This is a genomic window from Oscillospiraceae bacterium, from assembly GCA_035380125.1.
Lineage (GTDB): Bacteria > Bacillota > Clostridia > Oscillospirales > JAKOTC01 > DAOPZJ01.
Genome location: DAOSWV010000027.1, coordinates 1 through 23,538, shown reverse-complemented (window position 1 = coordinate 23,538; position 23,538 = coordinate 1). Strand labels below are relative to the sequence as shown.

21 protein-coding genes and 1 tRNA gene are annotated in these 23,538 nt (G+C 49.3%); 10 read left to right on the top strand and 12 right to left on the bottom strand.

The genetic code is table 11. The features are described 5' to 3' along the window. Positions 1–177 precede the first annotated feature (177 nt). From ilvC to PK629_10695, 5 genes are all read right to left on the bottom strand, one after another. Positions 178–1,176 carry a ketol-acid reductoisomerase gene (ilvC, locus tag PK629_10715; GenBank protein ID HOP11951.1) on the bottom strand — a complete coding sequence of 333 codons (999 nt, stop codon included), beginning with the start codon at positions 1,174–1,176 and terminating at the stop codon, positions 178–180. 37 nt (positions 1,177–1,213) lie between these two features. Further along, the gene (gene ilvN / locus PK629_10710; GenBank protein ID HOP11950.1) at positions 1,214–1,720 is read right to left on the bottom strand and encodes an acetolactate synthase small subunit; all 507 of its coding nucleotides are present in this window, start codon (positions 1,718–1,720) and stop codon (positions 1,214–1,216) included. Positions 1,721–1,756: 36 nt separating this feature from the next. Then, positions 1,757–3,421: a biosynthetic-type acetolactate synthase large subunit gene (gene ilvB / locus PK629_10705; GenBank protein ID HOP11949.1), complete on the bottom strand. Its 1,665-nt coding sequence runs from the start codon at positions 3,419–3,421 to the stop codon at positions 1,757–1,759. A 501-nt stretch (positions 3,422–3,922) separates the two neighbouring features. After that, the gene (locus PK629_10700) at positions 3,923–5,206 is read right to left on the bottom strand and encodes a hypothetical protein (protein HOP11948.1); all 1,284 of its coding nucleotides are present in this window, start codon (positions 5,204–5,206) and stop codon (positions 3,923–3,925) included. 126 nt (positions 5,207–5,332) lie between these two features. Continuing rightward, positions 5,333–6,322 (bottom strand): DUF5050 domain-containing protein, encoded by a 990-nt coding sequence (locus tag PK629_10695; GenBank protein HOP11947.1) that lies wholly within the window; start codon positions 6,320–6,322, stop codon positions 5,333–5,335. Positions 6,323–6,487: 165 nt separating this feature from the next. On the opposite strand from PK629_10695, the gene PK629_10690 reads away from it, so the two are divergent. Both PK629_10690 and PK629_10685 read left to right on the top strand, forming a co-directional pair. Continuing rightward, a tRNA-Leu gene (locus tag PK629_10690) sits at positions 6,488–6,570 on the top strand. Positions 6,571–6,825: 255 nt separating this feature from the next. Then, positions 6,826–7,680: a hypothetical protein gene (locus PK629_10685; protein HOP11946.1), complete on the top strand. Its 855-nt coding sequence runs from the start codon at positions 6,826–6,828 to the stop codon at positions 7,678–7,680. Positions 7,681–7,743: 63 nt separating this feature from the next. Here PK629_10685 and PK629_10680 read toward each other — a convergent pair whose 3' ends face one another. Genes PK629_10680 through PK629_10665 form a run of 4 tightly spaced genes read right to left on the bottom strand, consistent with a single transcriptional unit; the run spans position 7,744 to position 13,548 of the window. After that, positions 7,744–9,123, bottom strand: a complete 1,380-nt coding sequence (locus tag PK629_10680) for an FAD-dependent oxidoreductase (protein HOP11945.1) — start codon at positions 9,121–9,123, stop codon at positions 7,744–7,746. Beyond that, a complete protein-coding gene (locus PK629_10675; protein ID HOP11944.1) occupies positions 9,124–9,840 on the bottom strand; it encodes an SDR family oxidoreductase in 717 nt (238 codons plus the stop codon). 45 nt (positions 9,841–9,885) lie between these two features. Next, positions 9,886–10,551: an ABC transporter ATP-binding protein gene (locus tag PK629_10670; GenBank protein ID HOP11943.1), complete on the bottom strand. Its 666-nt coding sequence runs from the start codon at positions 10,549–10,551 to the stop codon at positions 9,886–9,888. Between the two features lie 15 nt (positions 10,552–10,566). Then, entirely contained in the window at positions 10,567–13,548 is a 2,982-nt protein-coding gene (locus PK629_10665) for an ABC transporter permease (GenBank protein ID HOP11942.1), read from the bottom strand. 462 nt (positions 13,549–14,010) lie between these two features. On the opposite strand from PK629_10665, the gene PK629_10660 reads away from it, so the two are divergent. From PK629_10660 to PK629_10635, 6 genes are all read left to right on the top strand, one after another. After that, positions 14,011–14,601, top strand: a complete 591-nt coding sequence (locus PK629_10660) for a GNAT family N-acetyltransferase (GenBank protein ID HOP11941.1) — start codon at positions 14,011–14,013, stop codon at positions 14,599–14,601. Between the two features lie 22 nt (positions 14,602–14,623). Next, entirely contained in the window at positions 14,624–15,382 is a 759-nt protein-coding gene (locus PK629_10655; protein ID HOP11940.1) for a class I SAM-dependent methyltransferase, read from the top strand. Between the two features lie 24 nt (positions 15,383–15,406). Next, the gene (locus tag PK629_10650) at positions 15,407–16,216 is read left to right on the top strand and encodes a methyltransferase domain-containing protein (GenBank protein ID HOP11939.1); all 810 of its coding nucleotides are present in this window, start codon (positions 15,407–15,409) and stop codon (positions 16,214–16,216) included. A gap of 5 nt (positions 16,217–16,221) precedes the next feature. Further along, positions 16,222–17,202, top strand: coding sequence for a GNAT family N-acetyltransferase (locus PK629_10645; protein ID HOP11938.1), 981 nt, complete (start codon positions 16,222–16,224; stop codon positions 17,200–17,202). 128 nt (positions 17,203–17,330) lie between these two features. Further along, positions 17,331–18,245: a diacylglycerol kinase family lipid kinase gene (locus PK629_10640; GenBank protein ID HOP11937.1), complete on the top strand. Its 915-nt coding sequence runs from the start codon at positions 17,331–17,333 to the stop codon at positions 18,243–18,245. Positions 18,246–18,299: 54 nt separating this feature from the next. Then, entirely contained in the window at positions 18,300–19,874 is a 1,575-nt protein-coding gene (locus PK629_10635; protein HOP11936.1) for a peptidylprolyl isomerase, read from the top strand. A 51-nt stretch (positions 19,875–19,925) separates the two neighbouring features. On the opposite strand, the gene PK629_10630 is transcribed toward PK629_10635, so the two are convergent. The 3 genes from PK629_10630 to PK629_10620 form a co-directional block, all read right to left on the bottom strand. After that, on the bottom strand, positions 19,926–20,843 hold the full coding sequence (locus PK629_10630) for a hypothetical protein (protein HOP11935.1): 918 nt from the start codon (positions 20,841–20,843) through the stop codon (positions 19,926–19,928). Between the two features lie 64 nt (positions 20,844–20,907). Further along, positions 20,908–21,435, bottom strand: coding sequence for a spore maturation protein (locus PK629_10625; protein ID HOP11934.1), 528 nt, complete (start codon positions 21,433–21,435; stop codon positions 20,908–20,910). Next, positions 21,435–22,013 (bottom strand): spore maturation protein A, encoded by a 579-nt coding sequence (locus PK629_10620; GenBank protein ID HOP11933.1) that lies wholly within the window; start codon positions 22,011–22,013, stop codon positions 21,435–21,437. Before PK629_10620 ends, PK629_10625 begins: the two co-directional genes overlap by 1 nt. An 83-nt stretch (positions 22,014–22,096) precedes the next feature. Between PK629_10620 and PK629_10615 the strand changes: the two genes are divergently transcribed. Both PK629_10615 and PK629_10610 read left to right on the top strand, forming a co-directional pair. After that, positions 22,097–22,342, top strand: a complete 246-nt coding sequence (locus tag PK629_10615; protein ID HOP11932.1) for an AbrB/MazE/SpoVT family DNA-binding domain-containing protein — start codon at positions 22,097–22,099, stop codon at positions 22,340–22,342. Positions 22,343–22,353: 11 nt separating this feature from the next. After that, positions 22,354–23,478: a hypothetical protein gene (locus PK629_10610; GenBank protein ID HOP11931.1), complete on the top strand. Its 1,125-nt coding sequence runs from the start codon at positions 22,354–22,356 to the stop codon at positions 23,476–23,478. The last annotated feature ends 60 nt before the right edge of the window (positions 23,479–23,538 follow it).

The window sequence follows — 23,538 nt, the reverse complement described above, 5'->3', positions numbered from 1 at the left end:
TAAAAGGTTTTATTTAATGAATGCATATTCTTTTCATGCAACGGGTACCGGAAACGGAACGGTCAAGACCGTTCCCTACAGTGTCAGGCATCCGTATCTGATTTGGACTTTAAAGTATAAATTATATTTTTTATGAGAAGTTTGTTGCGCCGGAAACAAACTTCATGGCTGAAAAATTTATTTTTGGACTTTTTGCCAAGACATCTTTTCGCGGAGTTCCTTGCCGACGCTCTCGACCTGATGTTCGCTCTCCATGCGGCGCAGCGCGTTAAACGACGGTCTGCCGGCTTGATTCTCCAAAATCCAGTTACGCGCGAAGGTGCCGTCCTGAATTTCGGTGAGCACTTTTTTCATCTCTTTTTTGGTCTCGTCGGTTATAATGCGTTTCCCGACGCTGTAATCGCCGTATTCTGCGGTGTCGCTGATGGAGTAGCGCATATACGAAAGACCGCCCTGCACCACCAGATCAATGATCAGTTTCATCTCGTGAACGCACTCAAAATAGGCGCTCTCGGGCTGATAACCGGCCGCGACCAAGGTCTCAAAGCCCGCTTTCATCAGCGCGGAGACACCGCCGCACAGCACCGCTTGCTCGCCGAACAGATCGGTCTCGGTCTCCTCTTTAAAGGTGGTCTGCAGAATGCCGGCTCTTGCGCCGCCGATGCCCGCGGCATAAGCCAATGCGGTTTCGAGCGCTTTTCCGCTCGCGTCCTGATACACGGCCACGAGATCGGGCACACCTTTGCCCTCGACATACTGGCTGCGGACGGTGTGTCCGGGGCCTTTCGGCGCAACCATGATGACGTCGACGCCCTTGGGGGGTACGATCTGGCCGTAGTGGATATTGAAACCGTGCGCGAACGCCAAGGTCTTGCCTGCGGTCAGGTTGGGTTCAATGTCTTTTTTATAGAGCGCCGCCTGTTTTTCGTCGTTGACGAGAATCATGATGATGTCGGCGGCTTTGACCGCGTCGGCGGTCAGCTTGACTTCGAGACCCGCTTCACGGGCGCGCTGTGCAGAGGTAGAACCCTCATACAAGCCGACGACGACTTTGACGCCGCTGTCGTGGAGGTTGAGCGCGTGGGCATGTCCCTGGCTGCCGTAGCCGATGACCGCGACGGTTTTCCCGTTCAGTGCTTTCAAATTACAATCCTTTTCGTAATAAATTGTTGCCATGTTGCATTTCTCCTTTAATTTTTAATTTTAATTTTGATTATTCGCCGATGGTCAAGGTGGAATCACCACGGCCGAGTGCCGTGACGCCGGTGCGGCACAGTTCAAGGACACCGTATTGCCGCATGTATTTGATAAATCCGTCCAGTTTGGTCTGTTCACCGGTGATCTCGATGCTGATCGATTCGGTTGACAGATCGATAATTTTTGCACGATAGACATTGGCAGCTTCGATGATGCCTGCTCTGTTGGCGTCGTCCGATTTGACTTTAAGCAGAACCAATTCGCGGGTGACCGTATCGTCCGGTTCCATCACCGCGATCTTTTTGACATCGTGCAGTTTTTCAAGCTGTTTGACCATCTGTTCGCGGACATATTCGTCGCCCGTGACGGCGATGGTCATACGGGAGACGGCGGGGTTTTCGGTCTCACCAACCGTCAATGAGTCGATGTTAAAGCCGCGCCGTGCAAAAAGACCGGAAACACGGGTCAAAACGCCGAAATGGTTGGAGACCAATACCGCAATCACAAATTTTTCGCTTTTCATAATATAACTCCTTTCGTATAATATTTTTTATTCCTTTTATTTTAGAATAATATTGTCGACCGAACCGCCCGGCGGGATCATCGGCAAAACCATCTCATCGGTGTCGATTATGCAGTCCACGATGACCGGTCCGTCACAGGCATAAGCCGCTTCCAATACCGCATCCATCTCATCAAGGCTGCTTATCCGCATTCCCGCTGCGCCAAACGCCTCAGCCAATTTCACATAATCGGTTTTCCTGTCGAGGGTGGTCTGAGAATAATGCCCGTCGTAAAAGAGTGTCTGCCACTGACGCACCATTCCCAGAACACCGTTGTTCATGACCACGATGACGATGGGGAGATTATGCGTGACGGCGGTTGCCAACTCGTTCAAATTCATGTGGAAACTGCCGTCGCCGGTGATCAAAACGGTTTTCTTTTTCTGCTTTCCGAAACAGGAACCGATCGCGGCACCCATTCCGAAGCCCATCGCGCCGAGCCCGCCGGAAGTAACAAAATTACGGGGTTTGGCAAAATCATACCGCTGCGCCGTCCACATCTGGTGCTGCCCGACATCGGTTACGATTGCCGTGTTGTCGTCGGCCAAAGCCTGCAGTTTCGAGATCACCGCATAAGGGTGCAGACGGTTGGTCGGGAATTGGCACAGGCGCTTTTCGTCGTTTTTGAATTTCTGCACCAACTTTCGCCAATCGGGATGTTCCGCCGCATTCATCTGCCGCATTAAAGCGGTCAGCACGTCTTTGATATCGCCTGTCACGCTGGCGCTGATGCTGATGTTCTTGCCGATCTCTGCGGGATCGATGTCAATGTGCAGAATTTTTGCTTTTTTTGCGAACTTGTCTTTGCTGCCCGTGGTTCGGTCACTGAACCTGGTTCCGACGGCGACGATCAGATCCGCCTCGGCAATGGCTTTGGTGGCGGAATAGTTGCCGTGCATGCCGATCATGCCCAAGAAGCGCGGATTGCTGCGCGAAATCGCCGATAACCCCATCATACTGGAACTGATCGGTGCGTCGATGTACTGCGCAAAATCCGACAGTTCCTTTGACGCACCCGAGAGAACCACGCCGCCGCCCATATAAATGCAGGGGCGTTTTGCGGATTCAATCAGTTTTACCGCCTGCTCAAGCTCTTTTTCACGGGGCGGTTTATTGGGTGCTGCCGGAACCGGGCTTTGCGGCTCAAAATCGTATTTTGCAAGCTGTATATCCTTCGGGACATCTACAAGCACCGGACCCGGACGGCCCGATTTGGCGATGACAAACGCCTCACGCAGGGTATCGGCCAGATCCTCGATGCGCTCGACGAGATAATTGTGCTTCGTGATCGGCATGGTCATTCCGGCGATGTCCACGTCCTGAAAGCTGTCCTGCCCGATCATGGCCAATGCTACTTTGCCCGTGATGGCCACGATCGGCGATGAGTCGAGATAGGCGTTTGCGATGCCCGTGACGAGATTGGTCGCCCCCGGTCCCGAGGTCGCAAGCACGACCCCGACTTTTCCGGTCACGCGCGCATAACCGTCGGCGGCATGCGCCGCGCCCTGTTCGTGGCTTGTGAGCACATGATGGATGCGGTCGCTGCAGTTGTAAAGCTCTTCATAAAGATTGACAACCGTGCCGCCCGGATAGCCGAATATGGTATCGACACCTTGTTCGATCAAGGTCTCAATAACAATTCTCGCACCTTTCATCTCCATTTTTCTTCATCCTCTCTGTTCAAATATCAAATCGATTAACGGGTTATAAAGAATCAGGCCCCCGGTGTGGATTCACCGAAGGCCTGCTTTCACGTTGCTTTATCGTGTCCTACAGTTTCCTATTTTCGGTGAATCCGCTTTCTCTACGCAAATCAGCCCTAGTACAATGACTACGGCAATAATAATGCTGATAATGGCTGCGGTATTCACAAGGACTGCTGACATATTGTTTTCTCCTTTACTTGATATAAATATAGGGCCCGCGGTGAATCTCACTGCGGACCCTTTTGCTTAACCTTCGGTCAGTTATCTGTTTGCAGTTAAATTCTCGTATGCAATTTTAATCGGACTAATAATAATTAGACCAATAATGCCTACAAGAACTACGATTGTCGAAAACAGAACTGTCATAATAAACCTCACAAAATTCGCTCGGGTTTTTTCTATTATATTCATACGAAATGCCGTTGTCAACCGTTTTTACGAAATTTTATGCAATTTTTATCCGTTACACGCTGAAATCCGCTTGGCAGGTTGAATACAAACTTCTTTTTCCCGGTAATATTTATACATTTCTTCGGTTGCGAGTGCAATCTTTGTGACGCTGAACCGGTCGCCCTGCGGGTAGCAATACCAAGTGTCTTTGAGCGTATTCAAATCGACACAATCGCCGAATTTGCCGAGATATTCATATTCAATATGACACGAATACAGCGACTGCGGGCTTTTTTCCATCGAAAACGGTTTACCGTCATATTCGCCTTTGACCGTGAACCCATCCATATTATGTACAAATTCGGCGAGGCCGAGCTCGATATATCCCTTGGTATTCGGCAGCGATTGTACAATGACCTTGTCTGAAAAACAGTATCTGCCCTCTTCGATTTCCGCTCGAACCTGCTCCCGTTCCCACTCATACCAATCCGGAATGTGCGTGAATTCGGTCTCGCCGTCTTTTGCCTTCAATTCGCCCAGCTCGCTCATCTCCCAGACCTTGCCGCAGGCTTTGCAGATGAGTTCGCTGCCTTTTGAGTCCATTTGATATTCCGCTTTGCAGTGCGGGCATTGATACAGCACCTTATGTAATCCTTCGGCGCGGTCTTCGTTTATAATCCGAACGCCGTTTTGCTTCTGCCATGCGAAATCATCGTAGAAAAACGCCCGCTCGATTTTTCCGTTGATCTCCTCGGCGGTGAGCTTCCCTAGTTCCTCTTTGGATATCAATCGGGTCATATGCGCTTCGGTTTGGACGCCGCGGCTACCCAAATGCCAAAACGGAGAGTCGATGTGATGCCCTTTGGTAATCAACGTCACGACGTCAACACCTAACAGTTTGACCAGTTTCCCCAGAGAACCCGGTAAAATTGCGTTGGTTCCGCAAAGAGAATAGCGTGCTTCCGGATAAACCACGGCGATATTCTTATTTTTAATCACCTTCATCAGGTTACGAATTAACGATACGTCGTTGGTGAATTTGCGTTTTCCGATGCAGCCGACCGCACGCAGCAGCCATTCCCGCTTTAAAAAGCCGTCGATGGCAACCACATTGTTGGTCCGGTGCGGAAAAACGGCGACCGAAGCGATCTTGAAATCCAAAAAGGCATTGTGATTGCACAGCAACAGGTATGGGGGTTTGATGCCCTCCATATCCGTTTTAATAATTTTGGCTTTATGAGACCAATAGCCGGGAAAACTCATCAACCAGATCAAGGGCATGAGCAACGGGAGCTGCTTTCTGGGCGCTCTGTTCAGATCAAATCGCTTAATGGTTTCAAGATCCGGCATCTTCTACCCGCTTTCCTGTCGATTTTATTCGACATAATTTTTAGTTTTCAATCAATTCGGATAACCGACCCGTGCCAATCAGCCGAGTCGCCGTCTATTATATGACAGGCAGTGCCTGTACTTTGATTACATATATAAGAAATCGCTTGCGGAATTTTTACCGATCTCCATCAAACGCAGATCGCCGCTCCGCATATCGGTATAAAGCATATAATCTCCGATGACGTTGATGCTGTTTGCGCGGTCATAATTCACCAATACCTTGCTGTTTCCGTTACAATCGATTCTGATGATGTTGTAACCGATTTCAATGCTGACGAAATAAAGCATACCGTCAGCAATCAGAAGGTTTTCACTTGTGCCGCTGTAGAGTTTGCGCAGATCCGTACCGTCGGTTCTGACTTTATAGACAAGGGATGAATCGTTGACGTTCAAATAATAAATCCAACCGTTATTGACGACGATCGAATAGGCGAAGACACCCTCAATCGGCGTTGCCGTACCGTCGGTGAGCACACAAACTTGATTTTCGTCCGTGATGATATAGGTCGTGCCGCCGTCAAAATAAAGGCCGGTGCATTTTCCGCTATAAAGTACGGATTTTCCGGTTCCGTCGGATGCAATCGTATAAAGTTCGGAATCGGTCAGGCAATAGAGTTTCCCCTCGTAAACCAACAATTTGTTAACTGTCTCCTGCGTCAGCTGCGTGATACCGCTCCCGTCGGTGTTCATCGAATAAACAAATTTATCAGCGTTTTTGATATAAAAGAGACGACTGTTATAATAATTCAAATAATCGGTTCTGAATTCGGTAACCTGACTGTGTTCTTCAGTAGCGAAATCATATTTCCAAAGCCGGTATTCTTTCGCGTCTACCGAGTAGTAGTCCAGACGGGAATAATAGATGCAGTTCCCGTCCGTGACCGCTCCGCCACCGATGCTGAGATTGCTCGGATAAGTTCCGTAAGCCGAAGCGTCGAAATCGCTCAGCGTACTCTCGACCATCTCGGGCGTTTCGGAAGTGACGGACGACGTTTCTGAGGACGTCGTGCCACACGCAGCGCAAGTAAATCCAAATAATATTACCATTAAAACGGAAACAAACTTTTTCATCATTGTTTTTGCTCCTTACGCATCTTTCGGGGAAAGAGGTCTATTTATCTCATTGATTATATCAAAACTGCCCGGGAATGTAAAGTGAGTTTTTCGTGAGAACGAAAGTCGCTTCAAATCGATTTTCCGGTTGCGGATTTTAATAAGTTATGTTAAAATATGCACGTTGCGGGTATGGCGGAATTGGCAGACGCGCCGGATTTAGGTTCCGGTGGGAAACCGTGCAGGTTCAACCCCTGTTACCCGCACCAACGGCGAATCGCCGCACACAAACGCGTCCACACTTGATGTGGGCGTTTTGCTTTATATCGCGCGCTTCCAACCTCAATGACTCATAAAATCAAAGGCAAAGATTTTTTTCACATACGCACGCTGCTTGAATGCAATTTTGCATGATGTTTTACTGCAAAAACATGCTGCTCTTTTAAAAATTGTTATCAACATCGGTAATAATTTCATATGATGTGCTGTAGGATTCCCTACAAATCCCGTTTGGAGGAAGAAACATGCCACCCTTCACCAATAAAGCAACACTTTCCTATAATGATACCGTCATAGACTCCAATACCATTAACGGAGAGCTGCTCGAAGTCCTCTCTGCCACCAAAACGGCCGTCATGGACACCTATGTAGCGAAAGATGATGTCACCTATGTCATCAGCATTATAAATACCGGTCCGCTTCCTTTCACCGGACTTACCATCACCGATAATCTCGGCAGATATATGTTCGGTCTCATTCCGCTTTTCCCGCTGACCTATACCCCCTTATCCGTCCGGTATTATGTAAACGGCACTTTGCAGTCCGCTCCGGGTGTTGTGGCCGGTCCGCCGCTTGTGATCAGCAACATTACCGTCCCCGCAGGAGGCAATGCTACGATCATCTATGAGGTTAAAGCCAATCAATATGCCCCGCTGGGCGTCGGTGACAGCATCGAAAACACGGCAACCATCAGCGGCGGCGGGCTGTCTTCAGACGTCATCGCAACAGAAACCATCTACACGGAAGACAGTGCCAGTCTGGCAATCAGCAAATCAATCTGCCCGCTTACCGTCACCGAAAACGGACAGATCACCTATACCTTCATCATCGAGAATTTCGGGAACACTGCGGCACTCGCAGGAGACAATGTCGTATTGACCGATACCTTTAACCCGATTCTGAGCGCGTTAACTGTCGACTTCAACGGCGCACCGTGGAGTGAACTCACCAATTACACGTACGATCCTTTAAGCGGCGATTTTGCCACGATCGCGGGACAAATCACCGTACCTGCCGCAACGTATACCCAAGATCCCATCGTCGGAAACTGGATCGTGACCCCGGGTGTCAGCGTTCTGACCGTAACCGGTACCGTGTAATCCGCCTATAAAATCAGAGAATCGCAAGGTAAAATTAACGCCAGCCGAAAAGCTGGCGTTTTTCTATTGAATCAATTCGTCTTTGATGTTAATTTCAAAAATGGGTTCCGGATTTACGTTTTCCAATTCGATTCCCCGCTCTGCCGCCTGAATCACCGCCAGCGCCGCCGATTCGCCCAGTGACAGCATTGTCCGGCTCAGCCGGCACGAAGATGCCGCAAGATGGCTAAAAGAGGCGCCCCGGCACGCGACAAGCAGATTCGATATTTCATTCGGAAGCAAGCAGCTGTACGGAATCCCGTATGGATTGTCCACTTTGGCACAGATGCCGTTTTCGCCGTGAATGTCCATCGGGTGGTCGGCGATACTGATAAAATCCGCCCGATTCGGATGCTTTCTGAAATCGATTAAAATATCGTTTTGGGTCAAAACCGTTTTCCCGACGAGCCGCCAATGTTCGCGGATACCCGGAAACGGGAAAATTTTTGACAGATGATACCCTTTGAACGCTGGATGTTCCGTCAGATACTCCGCATAACGATAAACCCGTTCAAGACAGTTTTGCCGGGCGGCCTCCCCGTCGGCAAAATATTCATCTCCCGCCATTGTGGGCAGCATGTTCACATTCAAATCCCCGTCGGGTTTGGTCACAATAAATGAGCAAAAACCGCAGGCTTTCGCTTCCTTCAGCCACTGTTCGGTTTGATCCGAAAAACTTGAAAGAGGATTTTCTAATTGTTTTTCAAGGCTTTTTGAGAGTTGAAAGACATAGGTAACGCCGTTGAGTTTTTCGGCGGCTTGATCGGGAGCTGAGGGCTCGTTATAAACGTCCCGACTCTCGGCAAGCTTAGTGGCTTTACAGCCGCTTTTTCGGGCAAGCTCAATTTCCCCGCCGGCATCGATGAACCGGCGGGCGGTTATTTCCAAAACCGTGCCGTCTTTTCGGTGGCATCGGATGGTTTCGATTCGGTGATTGCGTACATCGCAATCCGCAAATTCGGTGTCCGTCAGCAATGTGACCCGATCGGATTTAATCAAGTTGCGCAGTTCGGTTTCCATCGCCTCGTCGTCAAAGACAAAACGCCGCCATTCACCGCGCGTCAAACCGGAACGCCGCAGGGTGGCTTCATAGCCGTCTGCGCTTTTCACCGACAGACCCCAAAACTCCCCGGTCTGCGCACACGGGAGTTCTTTGACCGACTCCTGAACCTGACCTTTGCCCGCCGCTATAAGCCGTTCGGCCAGCAGACGATGGCATTCACCCGCACTGACGCCGGGTTCAAAATTATTCACGCCGGCGGCGACCGCCGTTCCGCCGATTCTGCCCTGCTTTTCAATGACAACGGCAGTCAAACCGCTTTTCGCCAAAACGGCGGCGGCTCCGCACCCGGCCATGCCGGCGCCGACAACGGCGACATCGGTTTTAATCCGTTCGACTTTCATTTACAGCGGATTGACCTCCTGATCGATCCCCCAAATCGTGATTTCTTCCACCACGACATGATTCGGCATCTTGCAGATGTCGTAGGTGAGTTCCGCGATATCCTCCGGCTTCAGCAGGCGGGGAACTTCTCCGATTCCGGCGCTGCCGTTGAAACCCGTATTCGCCGCAGCCGGTATCAATGTCGTCACCCGCACGTTATAAGGTCTCAATTCCACATAAAGCCCTTTTGAAAAGTTCAATACGCCGCTCTTCGCCGAAGCATAGACCGACCACGCCGACCACGCCTCTTTGGCGCAGACCGAGGACACGTTGAGAATCGTGCCGCTCTTTTGCGTTTTCATCATCTCCGCAAAAGCCCGGCTTCCGTAAATCACACTGTTCAGGTTCAGTTTGATCGCTGTATCAATCTCTTCAATGCTCTGCTCGGTGACCTCTTTGATCGCAACACCGCCGCCGGCATTGTTGATCAACACGTCCAGACGCCCGTATTTTTCTTCGATAAACTTTTTTACCCGTTCCCAGTCGGCAGGAGAAGTGACGTCCATCGAAAAAAGTTCCGCGCATCCGGTCTCTTGCTTTGCCGCTTCCAATTTACCGAGGTTTTTTGCGGCGATGATAACGGTCGCGCCGCCTTCTACAAATCTTTTCGCCATGGCTTTCCCGTATCCTTGGGAACCCCCTGTAATTAAAACGATTTTATCCTTCATGGAATACATAGTTTCGTTCCTTTCGGTGTATTTGAATACAATTATAAGCGATTTTTAAACCGAAATCAACCTGCCGTCCGCGATTCGGTAAACCGTGTCGGCACGTTCCATCACGGTCAAATCATGCGTTACGATGATGATGCATCTGCCGTCTTTGTGGGCAAGCTCCGATAAAATATCGATGATAGCGGCGCTGTTTTCGCTGTCCAGATTTCCGGTGGGTTCGTCGGCAAGGATCAATTTCCGATCCATCGTCAGCGCCCTTGCGATTGCGACGCGCTGCTGTTCGCCGCCGCTGATTTTCGACGGATACCGGTCAAAGAGTTCATCGGGCAATGCGACTTTCCGCGCAAGTTCCGCAGCCGTTTTTTTGGCTGTTACGGCATCCGTGCCGCACAGTTCCAGCGGATACATGATGTTTTCCAAAACCGTCAGCAGCGGGAACAAGCTGAAGTCCTGATAAATAATGGCGATTTTTTGACGCCGGTAGAGGTCTCGGTCCAATCGGTCCGTCGGTTCGCCCTCAAACAGCACCTGCCCCGCATCGGGCAGATCCAGCCCCGCCATCATGGAAAGCAGCGTACTCTTGCCGCTGCCCGACCTTCCGGCAACCGCGTAGATTTTCCCGCACTCGAAGGTACAGGACACATCGCAAAGGACATTATCCCGCTCGTTGGCGCCGTACCCGTAACTGACGTTTTTCAATTCGATGATCGCCATATCGTTCCCTCCCGATTATTCGTCTTTTCGTGTCAATAAAATCGCCTTGTCCGCATTGAGCCGGGCGATAGAAACCGCAGAACCCGCCAGCCAGCAAACCGCAAATCCGGCGGCAAGCAGCAGCGATATGATATCAAACCCGCTAAGTAAAACAGCGGCTCCCGCCATAATCAATACCGTCGGCAGGCATAAAATCATCTGTTCGGCAAACAGCGATAAAAACGCTTTTCGCTTCGGCGTTCCCAGAGACCGCATGACCGCCAGTTCGTCCCGACGCATCAAAGCCATGATATAGGCCGTCACAAACCCGAGCAGCTCCGTCAGCGCACAGGTCAGTGCAAACAATGTGTCGGTATATCGGATTCGCTGCTGAAGTGATCGCGCGGTGTTCAGCAGCACCCGGTCGTCCAGAACGACAAAGCACCGAACCGCTCCGATGTGATTCACGGTGGAATATCCGGCGTTTGAAAGCCAAGTCTTGAACGCCGTCAGTTCGGCGCTGTCTTTGACAGTGAACGACACACTGTCAAAAGTATACGCATAATATTTGCTGTGTTCCGCCTCGCCAGATGTATCGAAAATCTCTGCGGGAGATATGTAAAACGCCAACGGGCAATAGATGTTATCTTTGACCCCGTCCTTGACGTAACTGCCGATCACGATCATATCCACCATCACCGGATCGCCGTCCGCAAACACCGCAATCCGAATGATATCCCCGAGATAAACACCGTATTGCGCCATCAAATCCGTGGAGACCATGCACGGCATGTAATCGCCGCTCAGTTCCTGCGCAAAAACCGAGGCATCGTATCCGTCCGAAAATTCGGTATTCACCAGCGAGCTGTAATAGAATTCCGGAGCGCTGTAAAAATCATTGGTCATGATCAGAAGAGGACCCTGCTTCATATTGTTCATGAAGGTCTCGTATGAATAACTGGTTTTGGACGGTATCACAAGTTCCTTGATTTCGACCGCTTCGCCGTTGACCGTCACGGGACACACAAACGAGAAATTCATCCATTTGGTGACGCAAAGGTCGGAAACATAGTTTGAGCGATTTAATTCGTTGACGATATATCCCTCGACCGATAATCCTTTTAATTCGGTCCCGTTGATATCGGTAAATGTGCCGCTGACCGTCGTACTCTCATAAATATCCGCCAGCTGCGTTTTATTCGTATTCGATATATGGATCAGCCGAAACATCAGTAAAACCGCACAGGCCGCCAACAACACCGGCACAGCAGATCGGAATCCGCCCCGAACGATCGAAAGCCCGGCGTATTTTAAAGCGCCGCCCGAAAGAGCCGCAGAACGTCTCGGACCGGCTGCGGTGCGGTTTGATTTTTTCTTTTTATGCGGGTGCGCCAACGCCGCCGCGGCAAATCCGAAACAGGCGATCACCGACAGCAGCAGCACGCAGCCGCCGACAGCCGCGAAAATCCACGGGTCCGTATCGGAGGTGAACGCCAGCGTTTTGGAGAGCGAGAGATTGCTGTTGCTGTATAGCAGTTCGGAATAAGCGCGGTTTTCGGCCAATCGGCTGACGATGGCGGCGCTTCTGCCCGACAGCAGCCAACTCGCAAGCCCTCCGGCAAGACAAGCCGCTGCCGCCGTCAGACCCGCACCCCAAACCAGATAGGCGTATACGTTTTTCCGGCCTGCGCCGAGGCGTATCATCACCTCAGCCGCTTTTTTCTGCCGCTGCACAAATAAAAATCCGAGCAATACAATCACCGCAAGCCCCACTGCGGCACAGACGCTTGTGATAATGACGGCGGTATGCAGAATATCGGAAAACGGCTTTGTCACGGCGGCATAGCCCTGGTCATAGATCAACAGCCGCACCCTATCCGGCAGATTTTGCGAAAACCGCGCATAAAATTCGTCGGCGCTGTCGTTATCAATGACCGCCTGTCCCAATGCGTAGATAAAATATCCGTCCGTCATCCCGAGCGTATCATTTTTCGGAATAAAGACATAATGGCGCATATCGTTTTGCGTGTTGGTCAGCCCGACAACGGTATAAATTCGTTCGCTGTCGAATCCGTCGACGCTCCAATAGCTGTCGTAAAGGCTGCAATTTTCCGCCGCCGCGATCGAGAGATCGATCGTATCGCCGACCGAGATCCCGAGCTTTTCGGCGACATATTCCGAGACGATGCAGACGTCTGCACCGCTGTCGTATTCCTCCTGCGTAAACGCCCTGCCCTGCGTCAATGAGAGTTTTTGCTGGTTGAACGGATAGAGCGAATCCAGATCGGAGGTCGCAAACACGGTCACGCTGTTATTGACGGTGCGGTAGGTCTCGGCGATATCAAATAAAATGCTCTCTTCGGGCAGCGTATACCCGCCGTCCGCGTTCGTCACGTCCTTGCACAAGTCCCCGATGCCGACGGATATCCCGCCGCTCCCGTTTTCATACGGGATCAGCGTGGCATGTTTATAGGAGGTAACGCCTAAACGATATTCGCTGTGCAGCAGATAATAATGGCCCTCGGTCAATTCAATGTCGCTCGTGATAATGATCCCGATATTGGCCCTGTTATAATAGGAATACAGGCATTCGATGACGATGGCGTCGTATGTGCCGGTGGAATTGCGCCCGATGACTCTGACGACCGAGACGTTTCTGGTGCGGTACGCGACCAAATCGTCAAAGCGGGTATATCCCTCGACGTAACCGAGTGCACCGGAGGCGCTGTCCCATTTCTCGACATAGGGGCTGCTTTCGATGGCCGCAGTGTCCAGCTGCGCAGCCGCATCCGCCGTACCGGGATCATAGACCGTGTCATCGGGGTATTCGGTGCCCATATATTCAAAAAGGCCGATTGTTGTATAGCCGGTTCTGCAACTCTCGAGATATTCGGAAATGCTCGACGAGACGCTGATTCCCAAACAGAGGATCAGCGTGATGAAAAACAATATGAGAAACAGCGAGACCGATTTCTTTTTTGAACGGAAAATATGATGGAACGCCTGCCTGAAAAACAATACTTTCACCGCCCTATTAATGAAAATTTTAACAAATTATTTAAATCATTTCAATACTCTGCCGTAATATATTAATCTACTTGCGGTTGAAATTTTTGCATCGCATCAATATTATACTTGAATTTTTATTAAAAATCCTTTATACTGGAATCGAAATTCCTAAGGGGGACTTAACATTGTTTTTTGCAACTGTTTTCAGGGCCGATACACTGGCCTGCTCCGTCCAAGTGGAGAATGTCCGGCAAGACGTTGTGCGGAGCTGAATCAAGAGAAGAATCTCTGAGGTTTGCCGGCAAGATCATGCAAAAGCAGTGCTTTTTAAGCGCTTTGTTTTGTGTTCTGTCTTGCCGGTAAAATAAAGATTGAGCTTATAGACCGCGGACGCTTTGTCCGCGGTCTTTTCATTTACATATGAGGGGCAGAATTTACTCCCTCAATATTTATTTAAGAAGGATGGTAAATATGAATTACATCATCAAATATGTCACAACGGAACAGGAACTTGATGCGGCGTTGGAATTTAATATGAAGATTTTCGGTACCCGTTCCGATGCGCCCGACTACACACGCGAAAAATGGCTGGAACGCATCAAAACATACGACGACTTAATGCTGTTTGCCGAATCGGACGGCAAGGTGATCGGCATTGTGTTCGGCAGAGTGGAACGCGGCGTCAGTGTCACGGTAGGTCCGGTGGCCGTCGACGAGTGTTTCCGCAAACACGGTATTGCCCGAAATATGATACTGCTGCTTGAAAAGCGGGCACTTCGCCACGGGATTCACCATCTCTGTCTCGGTGCTGCAGAAACCGCAGAGGGCTTTTACGAAAAGCTCGGTTATACCGGCACATTGTTGATACAATCCGAAGAAAACAGTATTGAGAAACTGCTCTCGCTAAATACAAAATACCGAGTTCATCACACAAATGTATATGGCGGGACAATCAATCAGGTTTATCTCGAACTGCCCGCTGCCGACCGGGAGTTGCAGCGCAGATATGAAAACACGCTTCCCGGCTGTTATACCCAGATGGTATTTGAAAAGAAAATATAAAAAGTTACGGAGGAATTTATTTATGAAAGACAATATCGGAAATTACGCAAAACACGCACAGTATTGGGATTGGGGCAATCTCGATCACGAGCGGGCGCCGAATGACGAAAGCAGCTATCACTTCGCGAAGCAATATGGGAACAGCATCCTCCTCCCGATGTGCGCGTGGGGGCATTTGGGTGCGTACATGGCACAACGCGGTATGAGAGTGACCGCTTTTGACATCACGCCCGAAATGATCGAGGAAGGCAAAAAACGCTTCGGCTCCATTAAGAATTTGAATCTGTTCGTCGGCGACGCAACCGATTTCAATTTTGATATTGAGCCGGTTGACGTCTGCGCTTTTGCCGAAATGGGATGGATTCATTCGATGGACGAAGTGAAAAAAGCGTTGATTTGTATCAACAATCATCTGCGCGACGGCGGATATTTAATCCTCGAAGAGTTTATCGGTGCGTATGACAGCCAAACGGGATTGGAGACATTCCGCGTCAAAAACAATCCGTATCCCGACCGAACGGTATATAAAACAGGGATCACCCGCAATGAAGCGAAAACCAGGCGGTGTTACATCTCGCAAACCGTTTATACCGAATATAACGACGGCAGGAAGGAGCAGTTCGATCATAATTTTTATTTGCAGAGATATTCACGGGCGGAATGGCTTTCCGCACTCCGAGAATGCGGCTTCGAAGTCAAAGCCGAATACAAAAACCGCGATAAAGAGCCGTGGAGGGAGGACGACGGACATTGGATTGTCGTAGCAATCAAATCAAAATAAACATAATAAATAGGAGATAAAAGTATGCCAGAGAAAAACAAAATCAGCTGGAACAAAGGCGCTGCGGCGTACTCGGCGCTCAACCACTCCGAGAAATTCATGAACCGCATTCTTACAAATCCCGCAAACGCATTTCACCATACGACTTGGGAGGTTATCAAAAAATATGTTCCAAACTTGCGCGGGAAACGCATCTGCGTGCCGTCCAGCGGTGACAATCACGCGGTGTTCGCGTTTGCCATGCTTGGGGCAACAGTGACTTCCTGCGACATCTCGGAAAACCAGCTTGCCAACGCCGAACGCGTCGCAAAACAATATGGGTGGGATAAATCCATTGAGTTTGTCTGCGCCGACACCATGAAGCTGGACGGCATTTCGGACAGTACTTATGATTTCGTCTACACCTCGAACGGTGTGCATGTCTGGATCGATGATTTGAACAGCATGTATCGCAACATTTACCGCATTCTGAAACCGGGCGGAATTTATATCATGTACGAGATTCACCCGTTTCTGCGTCCGTTCGATGCCCAGGTAAAAATCAAAAAGCCCTACGACGCCACCGGTCCGTTTGAGAGCGAGGAAGAAACCACCTTCGGCTGGCGGGTGATGGACATCCAAAACGCCATACTCGACGCGGGATTGCGTCTGACGCACGTCGAGGAGATGTACGCCGAAAAGGATTACGACTGGCCGTTCTGGATCAGTTTGGAGGATAAATTGAAAGGTGTAACCGCGACCCGCGAAGAGGTCGACCGCATGTTTGACTGGCACAACAACCCGATGGCGGCGCTGCCGAATTGGATTTGCCTTGCGGCGAAAAAGAAGGGATGAACGTTATGAGTATCATCAAATCACATGACATCACCCTTTACGGGGGGAATGACGACGCAATCATCCTACATCCCCTGACCGACGAGCATTTGCCCTGCTTATACAAATGGAACGCCGACCCGGAGGTACTGTATTGGACCGAGGGTGGAACAGACAACCGCAGTCTCTCCTACGGACCTGACACCGTACATAAAATTTACGGCGGCGTATCACAAAACGCCTTTTGCTTTCTCGTAGAGGTGGGCGGCATTCCGATCGGCGAATGCTGGCTGCAAAAGATGAATCTTCCGTATGTAAAAGCAATGTACTCCGAAACCACCGACGTGCGCCGCATTGATATGGCGATCGGCGAAAAAGCGTATTGGAACAAGGGCATCGGAACCCAATTCATCGGCATGATGATCGATTTCGCTTTTAATGGCGAGCATATCGATGTTCTTCACTGCTTCTGTGAGGATTATAATGTCCGCTCCCGCCGCATGTGGGAAAAGCACGGCTATACGCCGGTTTTATCGGAGGATTTACCGCAGCCCCAAAAAGGTAAATATCAGTTTCATTACCGGCTGACCCGTCAGGAGTATTTCGAGCGAAAACGGTATAAACCGGACAATGAATTAGTTTTCGATTTGCCGCTTGCAAAACTTCAACCCAGTCAGCTCTGGGTTAGCGAGGGTAAATTGCGCAATGTTCAAGAGTGGTTCGATCCGAAAAGTCGGGAGAACTTTAACCCGATTCCGGTGATTGAATTGGATGGACGTACCGTCATGACTGACGGACATACCCGTACCGTTGCCGCACATCTCGCGGGATGGGAGACCGTTCCCGTTTACCGGGATACAGACATGCTTGATTTCTCAGCGTATCGAATGGATATCGGATGGTGCGATGAAGAGGGCATTCACAGTCCATCCGAACTTGCAAAACGTATTGTTCCGCACCGGGATTACGAGCGGTTATGGCGAAAACGATGCCTTGAATTTAATTAAAGAAGATGTGCGGGAATTATGATATTGGATATTCCCGCACATTTGCTTTTCGACCTTTTGTCATTGTTGCAAAAAAAAATCCACTATGCTATAATTCCACTTAATTCATGCGCGGAGGTCGTAAAAAAGTGACCCACTATTTTATTATCAACCCGACGGCGGGAAAAGGCCGTCCGGTTAAATTGATTCCGAAGATTGAAGAGGCCTGCAAAAAAGCAAAAGCCGATTTTGTCGTCCATCTCACCGAAAGCAAACAAAGCGCGATCAATTTCGTGAAAAATGCCACTTCAAAGGGTGAAAAAAGCCGGGTTTATGCCGTAGGCGGCGACGGTACGCTCAACGATGTACTCGCCGGCATCGCCGATTTCGAAAACACCGAAATCTGCTGCGTACCCTGCGGAACCGGAAACGATTTTATCAAGACGTTGAAAATTCCCCGCGAACAACTGCTTGATATCGATCAAATACTGACGTTCCCCTCCAAAAAAGTGGATTTTATGATTGTGGATGACCACCGCTGCCTGAACATCTGCAATATCGGCATTGATTCTGTCGCTGCGTACTATATGCAGGAGTTCAAACGCCTGCCCTTGATGAAGGGTTCTATGCCCTACCTGTTCGGCGTTTTAAAGAGCTTGTTCGGAAAGCTCGGAAATGAGCTGAAAATCCGTCTGGACGGCAAAAAAGACGTGGCCGGAAATTATATGTTGATTGCCATCGCAAACGGCCAATACTACGGAGGCGGTTATAAAGCGGCACCGCTTGCCAAAGTTGACGACGGACTTCTCGACATCTGCCTTGTCAATAAGGTATCGAGAGCGAAAGTACTGAAGCTGATCGGCAAATATAAAGACGGAGTTCATCTGACACATCCTGCTTTTAAAGGCATTTTAACCTACCAGAACGTCAAAGAGATTGAGATCTTCTCTGAAGAACCGCTGCGCATCTGTATTGACGGCGATATTTTCACCGAGAAAACCATAAAGATACACATCGAACCGTTGAAATTAAACTTCGTCGTCCCTGCAAATGCCATCACTTAAGAATCACAATCTTCACTTATAATCTGTGCGTCCATTACTGAAAGGGGCTTGTATATGTTTAAAAAACCCAAGAAAACAGAAGAATCGGTTATTGAAGGTCAGGTTACCAATCCCGAAAACACTGACGCTAATAACGGATTTTCAAATGACCTGAAAAACTACGGTCCCCAAAAACCGAAAAAGAAACGTCAGGCGGCTCTTTCAAAAGCCCAGCGCACTATGATCACCGTGGTCAGCTGTGTGCTGGTCGTATTGCTCGCCTTCGGCGCAACGCTCCTTTGGAGTCCGTCGTGGTATTTTGCGAACGCCACCGCTATGACGGTCAACGGCATAAAAGTCCCCGTGTCCGAATACAACTTTAACTACTGGACAACCGTTCAGTATTTCTATCAATATTACGGCAGCTACCTAGACTCGGATACGCTTGATACCACAAAAGACCTTGCCAAACAGCAATGTCCGTCCTCGTTCACCACCGATGAAGATATGACTTGGCAGGACTATTTTATCGATCAGACCGATGACTATGTCGAGACCATTATGGTGGCCTATCAAAAAGCCGTGGAAATGGGCTTTACACTGACTGAAAGCGACCTACAGGGCATTGACAGCTTTTTCGAAGATACGATCGCAACAAACGCCCAAGATAACGGCGTCAGCGATGAGCAATTTATTCACCTGATGTTCGGCACCAGCTGCAATAAAGAGAATCTGCGTACCGCCCTTGAACACATCTACATTGCCGACCATTACAACGATTATCTCCTTAACAGCTACACCGTAGAACAAACCGAGTTAGACGACTGGATGGCTGAATATAATGATCAGTTCTGGGGCGCCTGCTATAATTATTACGGATTTGAAGCGGCTTCCGACTCTGAAACCGATGTCGGTGCTGCAAAAAAACTGGCCCATGATTTCCTCGATCAAGTCACCGATCAGGCGTCTTTTGCCGACTTGGCTTATGAGACCGCTGCGGAGGCCGACAAATCCAGTTACGAGTCCGAAACCGCAACCCTGCGGTATTACTTCACTGCCGACGAGATCAACGATGCCGATATCTCCAACTGGCTGTTTGATGAATCGAGACAGCCCGGCGATAAAGAGGTTATTTACAGTGTAACTGACGGCACCGCCTATGCCATCTATTTCGTCGACGCCAATTACCCGCCCACACTGGCGACAAACCTCTACAGCATTTATTTTGGTATCGGCGATAAATATGCCACTCAGAGTGAAGCTCAGGCAGCTGCCCAAGCCGTACAAGCCAAATTCATCGAAGGCGGAAAAACCGCTGAGCTCTTTAAAACGCTTGCAGCGGAATATTCCGACGATGCTGCGGCGGAAGAAGACGGCGGGTATATTGAAAACTTCCTGCCTAAAGACATGGATCAGGATGTTGCGATCTGGTGTTATACCACCGGCCGTAATGCAGGTGAATATTCAATCATCGAGAGCAGCTACGGCGGTTATTACTTCATTTATCTCGACAGCTGGGGTGACTTTGTCTGGCGTGTCACAGCTATTGAAGATATCCAGAATTACCACTACGCGCTCACACAGGACGAAACCTTCTCCAATATTCAATCCGAGGCTTTTCCGATAAGAGAATATATGGTCTCGAAATAATTTTTAAGAAAACGCGCGATACGGAAAATCCGTATCGCGCATTTTTTGCTTTTATTGAATGATGATCGGTTGTGTCCAAGAGATGTTTCCTTCTTTATCGACACAAACGGCCTGAACATATTCACAGCCGGGATGAAGTTCCCACTCGGCATGTGTATAATATCCCCCGTTTTTATCGTAAAACGATTTCCACGAGCCGTTGGACTTAAAGTATACGCTCTCGCAGGGGGAACAGTCGAAAAACACTCCGCCGTCTCTGATATAAAAATCACGGATTGTCGGAGCGGTTCTGCCCAACCGCGAATACGAAGCGAAAAAGCTGCCCTTTTCCATTGCGTCAAACAGAGCATCATAAGTCAGTTTTTCACACTTGACCGTGATAAAGCCGCCGAACATGTCCCGCTCCATATTGTGAAGATCGTCAGCGGCGACACACATCATATTGTTTTTATCCCAGAGAAAATGGTCATAGAAGAATTCCGCGTTTCCGCAGTGCCACATCATCTGACAGGCGTAATTCATGATCTCCATCGCGAACAACCCGCGCAGCGGTTTTACGGTTGCATAATCGACCTTCGACCAATGCGGATGGCACAGGATGGCCAGATTACCGTGGGCATTGACCTCATCGATGACTTGCTGCGGCGTCAGGGAGCGAATCCGTTCTCTGTCAAAACGGAATTCGTGTTGATATTTTGTCCGATCCGGATGACCCACGGCGACGATATGATGGATCCCATTGACCATCGTATCCAATTCCGTACCTGGGAGAATCAGAAAATCTTTGGAATTGAACGCGATATCGAAACCGTATATTTGGTGATCGGTCAGCGTTAAAAACGAATAGCCGGCATTTTGATAGGCCTTTACGACTTCGGACGGAGAACCTCCTCCGTCGGAGATGGTGGTGTGTGTGTGCGTATTGCCCTTATAATAATTCCCGTCTTTGTAAAGCGTTCTCAGTTCCATTTTTCTACCCCGTTCTTTTTATAATCTCATGACCTTATTTATTTTAACATAAATGTGAGATTTTTCAACCGCCGAAAAACAGGCGTGAGAAAAAACATGCTGTGATTAGTGCCGTCAGATCAGCAAACAATGCACAAAAAAGCGTTTGCCGCGTTTTTTTTATACCAATGGAGGCAAAATAGAGCGAGAATACATAAAAAGTGGTTTCGTTCGCACCTTCGATCACCGAAGCCAGTTTCCCGACAAAACTGTCGGGGCCATCCTTAGAAAACAAATCTTGCAAAAGCGCAAAGGCTCCGCTTCCCGAGAGCGGACGCATGAGGGCGATCGGTAATACTCCCGTGGGAATGTTGAGCAGGTTCGCCACCGGGTCAAATAACGAGACCATTGCGTCGAGAACTCCGCTGGCCCGCATCACCATCACCGCCACAACCATTCCGATATAAGTCGGGAAAATCGATGCAGCGGTGTCAATGCCGTTTTTCGCACCGAGGCGGAAACTCTCAAAAACCCTGACCCTTTTAAAAATGCCGAATAAAATGACAGCCGCCAGAAACAGCGGCAGAATCAGGACACTGATATATTGGAGCATCAGGGCGGTCTCCTTTCAAACAGAGCGTTGCTCAGTTGTCCGGCCACAACGGCCGTCAGCGATACACACAGCATCGGAAGCATAATGATGTAGGGTTCCTTGCTTCCGTAGAGCTGTCGGATGGCCGCCAGAGTCGTCGGAATCAACTGTACCGCCGAGGTGTTGACCAACACGAATCGGATCATATAGGGAGAAGCGTCTTCCCCGTAATTCGACTGCGCGGCCAATTCGTGCATTGCGGCCAGTCCCATGGGGGTTGCCGCACTGCCAAGTCCTAGAAAATTTACTGCCATATTCTGGGCAATTAACGGATATGCGGGGTTCTCCTTTTTCATTCTCGGAAATAGGATTTTCATAAACGGCGTCCATATTTTTGCGATGAGAAGATCGAGTTTGCTGTCGCGTGCGATTTGTAAAATTCCGCTCCAAAAGCACAAATTTGCCAATAATGTCAAAAAAAGCGTCGCTGCCTCTTTACAACCGCTTGGAATGGCAGAGGCCACTTCGCTTACTTTACCGGTAATAATGGCGTATATGATGGAGCCCACCATCATGATGACCCATATCCAATCCGACATTTTTCCTCCTGAAAAATTTTTCGTTGACATTTTACAATTGATTTGTTAAAATAAATACACAAATCTTGGTGAGGTGTGGAAGTATGAAAGAAACAGGCATCATCAGAAACTTAGACGAACTCGGAAGACTGGTCATTCCGATCGAATCCCGCAGGTCTTTGAACTGGAAAGTGCATGATCCTATCGAAATTTATGTTGACGACGGCGCGATTATTCTGAAAAAGCACATGAACTCCTGCGTGTTCTGCGGAAGCCAGAGCGATCTGAGCGAATACGAAGGTCTGAACGTTTGCAAAAAGTGCATCGAGCACTTGGGTAATCTCAAGTAGGATTTTCGTATATGACAAACAGGGAACGAGCTCTTGCGGTTCTGAATTACGGAAAATATGATCGACTTCCCTGTGTGGCATTCGGCTATTGGGGAGAGACGGTTCAGAAATGGGCCGACCAAGGACATATTACCCGGGAAATGGCCGATAACTATTGTAAATACGGCGACAACGGAAGCGGAGACAAACAAATTATGTCTCAGCTTGGTTTTGATTTCAACTGGAGCAACACTTACGGCGGCAACACCGTTTTAATGCCTCCTTTTGAAGAAAAGCTGCTTGAAGAAAAACCCAATGGTCAAAAATTAATTCGCAACAGCGAAGGCCTTTTGGTCATGATCAAACCCGGAACCACTTCCATCCCCTCTGAAGTCGGCACCTCGCTGACTGATCGAGAGGCGTGGGAGGAACTTTATTTGCCGCGTTTACAATACAGCGCCGATCGCGTTGACGAGAAAGCCGTGCGCGAACAGGTTACCAACTGGAATCCGGATCTTCCGAAAGCACTCAGGCTCGGAAGTTATATCGGTATCATGCGCAATCTGCTCGGCGTCGAGCATTTCTCCTATCTGCTGGCTGACGATTATGATCTCTATGTCGAAATCGCCGACACGCTTTGCAATCTCTGTTACAAGGTCACCGAAAAGGTGCTTTCCTTTAATCTTCCGGTGGATTACGCCCATTTTTGGGAAGATATCTGCTTCAAGAACGGGCCGCTGGTCATTCCTTCGGTCTTCGAGGAAATCATCGGACCGCACTATAAAAAGGTCACCGACCTTTTGCACAAGTACGGCGTAAACATTGTTTCGGTCGACTGTGACGGAAAAATCGACGCTCTCCTCCCCATCTGGCTCGAAAACGGCGTCAATACCATGTTCCCCATCGAAGTGGGCACTTGGGAGGCCTCCATCGCTCCTTGGCGTGAGAAGTACGGAAAAGAACTTCGCGGCGTCGGCGGCATGGATAAACGTGTTTTTGCGCAGGACAAAGCGGCAATTGATCGGGAGATTGAACGTCTGAAGGCACTGGTTGCCTTGGGCGGTTATATCCCCTGCCCCGATCATCGTATCGCTCCGGATGCCAAATACGAACTCGTGGCCTATTACTGCGAACAGTTCCAAAAAACGTTTAGGTAAAAACCAAAATAAATATCCCCCGGTAAAACCGGGGGTTTTTCATAGACGGGCAAAGCCCTA

Bases quoted from the DNA above. Each gene is read 5' to 3' on its own strand.
- PK629_10630 (HOP11935.1), bottom strand. From the start codon at position 20,843: ATGGAACTGAGAACGCTTTACAAAGACGGGAATTATTATAAGGGCAAT.
- PK629_10670 (HOP11943.1), bottom strand. From the start codon at position 10,551: ATGGCGATCATCGAATTGAAAAACGTCAGTTACGGGTACGGCGCCAAC.
- PK629_10625 (HOP11934.1), bottom strand. From the start codon at position 21,435: ATGCTCCAATATATCAGTGTCCTGATTCTGCCGCTGTTTCTGGCGGCT.
- PK629_10615 (HOP11932.1), top strand. From the start codon at position 22,097: ATGAAAGAAACAGGCATCATCAGAAACTTAGACGAACTCGGAAGACTG.
- PK629_10650 (HOP11939.1), top strand. From the start codon at position 15,407: ATGCCAGAGAAAAACAAAATCAGCTGGAACAAAGGCGCTGCGGCGTAC.
- ilvN (HOP11950.1), bottom strand. From the start codon at position 1,720: ATGAAAAGCGAAAAATTTGTGATTGCGGTATTGGTCTCCAACCATTTC.
- PK629_10680 (HOP11945.1), bottom strand. From the start codon at position 9,123: ATGAAAGTCGAACGGATTAAAACCGATGTCGCCGTTGTCGGCGCCGGC.
- PK629_10610 (HOP11931.1), top strand. From the start codon at position 22,354: ATGACAAACAGGGAACGAGCTCTTGCGGTTCTGAATTACGGAAAATAT.
- PK629_10685 (HOP11946.1), top strand. From the start codon at position 6,826: ATGCCACCCTTCACCAATAAAGCAACACTTTCCTATAATGATACCGTC.
- PK629_10620 (HOP11933.1), bottom strand. From the start codon at position 22,013: ATGTCGGATTGGATATGGGTCATCATGATGGTGGGCTCCATCATATAC.
- PK629_10695 (HOP11947.1), bottom strand. From the start codon at position 6,322: ATGATGAAAAAGTTTGTTTCCGTTTTAATGGTAATATTATTTGGATTT.
- PK629_10675 (HOP11944.1), bottom strand. From the start codon at position 9,840: ATGTATTCCATGAAGGATAAAATCGTTTTAATTACAGGGGGTTCCCAA.
- PK629_10660 (HOP11941.1), top strand. From the start codon at position 14,011: ATGAATTACATCATCAAATATGTCACAACGGAACAGGAACTTGATGCG.
- ilvB (HOP11949.1), bottom strand. From the start codon at position 3,421: ATGGAGATGAAAGGTGCGAGAATTGTTATTGAGACCTTGATCGAACAA.
- PK629_10635 (HOP11936.1), top strand. From the start codon at position 18,300: ATGTTTAAAAAACCCAAGAAAACAGAAGAATCGGTTATTGAAGGTCAG.
- PK629_10700 (HOP11948.1), bottom strand. From the start codon at position 5,206: ATGCCGGATCTTGAAACCATTAAGCGATTTGATCTGAACAGAGCGCCC.
- PK629_10645 (HOP11938.1), top strand. From the start codon at position 16,222: ATGAGTATCATCAAATCACATGACATCACCCTTTACGGGGGGAATGAC.
- ilvC (HOP11951.1), bottom strand. From the start codon at position 1,176: ATGGCAACAATTTATTACGAAAAGGATTGTAATTTGAAAGCACTGAAC.
- PK629_10655 (HOP11940.1), top strand. From the start codon at position 14,624: ATGAAAGACAATATCGGAAATTACGCAAAACACGCACAGTATTGGGAT.